At 58.7% G+C, this 2,158-nt stretch carries 1 protein-coding gene; it reads right to left on the reverse strand.

What is annotated here, in order from left to right:
* Positions 1-1,608, reverse strand: a 1,608-nt coding sequence (locus ACFUOZ_RS21315) for a hypothetical protein (RefSeq protein ID WP_377552025.1), incomplete at its 3' end; no start/stop codon positions are given.
* Positions 1,609-2,158: the final 550 nt, after the last annotated feature.

Consider the following 2,158-nt stretch of genomic DNA (forward strand, 5'->3'; position numbering starts at 1 on the left):
GCCCCGCACCATCTCCGCCGAACCCGTCACACTCGACCCGGCAAGAACCTGCAAATCCTCCACCGACAACGACTCAAAAAACACGCTCTCCGAGGTACTGCTCTTCTCCCACTCCGAACGGGCCTTTACTTCGTCTTCAAGCTTCTGCGATTCTTCTTCCGTTAGGTCCACGGCGTTGGTTTCGTCGGGAAGGCAGGTGTCGTGGCCGCCTTCAGCTTCGCTGCAGGTGGGGAAAGCGGGTGTGGTTCGGCGGAGCTTGGCACTTCTTTCGGGGTTCTCGAAGTCTTCCTTGGTCAAATCACTGGTGGATACGCCTTCGGCTGTTGTGTATTTCCGCAAGGCTTCGCGTTTTCCATTTGGTCCTTCTGCGTAGGAGCCTGTTACGTACTCGGAGCGGGTGGTGCGGCCTGACTCTTTGGAGAATTTGATTTCAGTGGGGTTCCTGCTGGCAAGTTCCGACCGTATGTCGAGTCGCCGCACATCGTTCCAAGAGGTCGGCTCGTTTGGGTCCGCGCTTCTCTTCAGAGCGGTTCTGGCTGCAACGTTCAGGTGTGGGTTGCTTTTTGTCGACAGGTTTTTGATCAGCCGATCGATTGAGGCTGTTTTCTCCGGAGTGGCACCAATTTTTTGTTCTTGAAGCTTTGCGATCTGCTTCTTCACAAAGGAAGACATGCCCTTTTCGCCGCCGTGCGTCAGTACCTCTTCATCCTTGATCTCAGCCTTGATGCGCTTCAGAGGCTTTTTGGGCGCTGGAGCTTCGCCGGCAGCGCCAGGGAAAATCGGACGCACAACCTTGGTTTTCCCATCATGTGGTGCTCTTGCGCCGGCCTGTTGGTGGGCTCTGTGGACCGTCTCGTGAAAAGTCGTCACTACCGCGTCCCTGGCACGTAACTCACCACTGAGAGGTTCGAACTCGCCGGCATAGTGTTCATAGTCGAGGTAAAGGGAACCCGCGGAACCGGTTCCATTCCCGGCAAGTTCGCTATTCAATGCTTGCGCTGCATTCTTGGACCCGTTGGGGAACACTACCGTTTGAATGTGGGATACCCCTCCTGCCGTCCCAGCAGACCAGTCAACCCATTGGTTGTGATCGCCTGGGTAAGGATTCAGCTCTCCCGCGCTCCTGACTGCGAGCTCGCCTGATTCTACCGACTGGATCTGATCAAGAATGCCTGAGATGTCATTGACGCGCTTTTGCCACTGCTCATCAGTGAATAGTTCCCACCGATCACGAGGCAGAAGGCGCATATTCTCGAAATCATAGGGGTTAATATTGGCAACAACCCAACCATCCCTGACCTCTACGCCTTTGAAGAATCCGCCATCCGTTCCTGGTTCTGTGCCGTCGGCGCCGCTGGGAAATCCAAGCTGGCGGACTTTGTTCGCATCAGTGACCTTCGGCGGGACCGTCGCCACCACAGGGGGCGGGGAGGCCTGCGCGGCCGGCCCGGCCGCGACATCGACAACGGCGAACAGCGTCAATGTCACCGCAACAGCCAACACCACACCCCACAATCGGGGCAGTAACCCCGGAACACCGCGCCCGGGCAACCCGGAGCCTCGCCCGGCACCGACACCGGCTGTACTGGACCACAAACCCAAAACCATCAAACACACCTTCCACACAAAAGGGGCAGCGGTGACCACCAAAGCGACGCACCGCAGAACAAAGGCCCAGGACAAGCCCGGCACCCAAACCCCCAAGACAAACAAAACCCCCTCCCGTGACGAGTACGGGAGGGGGATGTGTCGGGGCTCACCTAACAGGGCCTTGGTTGGAAGACGGAGCCCACCCCCAACGATGGGCTCCGTCTTCCATGACGGGTTCCGGGGCGGGAGAGTGACCTCATTTCTCCCGCCCCGGGGGTGTCCGGGCCGTGTGGAGCCTGGACGTCAGGGTAAGGGCCGGGGTCCGGTACCCGGATGCGTAGGCACTCGTGGTGCCCGGCCCTTTGCCCGGTACCATAACCGGCCCGCACCCCGGGAGGTGACGCGGGGTGTGGGGGGGTGTTGGGGTTAGGGGTTGGGTGTGGGGTTGATGGTGATTTTGTCGATTTTGAGTTTGGGGGTTTTTCTGAGGTCGATGGTGAGTTTGCGGGTGGTTTGGTCGAGTTTGAGGGTGGTGGTGATGGTTTTGGTGGTTCCTTTCGTGGTGCTG

Origin of the sequence: Paenarthrobacter sp. NPDC057355, assembly GCF_042667405.1 — a bacterium.
Taxonomy (GTDB): domain Bacteria; phylum Actinomycetota; class Actinomycetes; order Actinomycetales; family Micrococcaceae; genus Arthrobacter.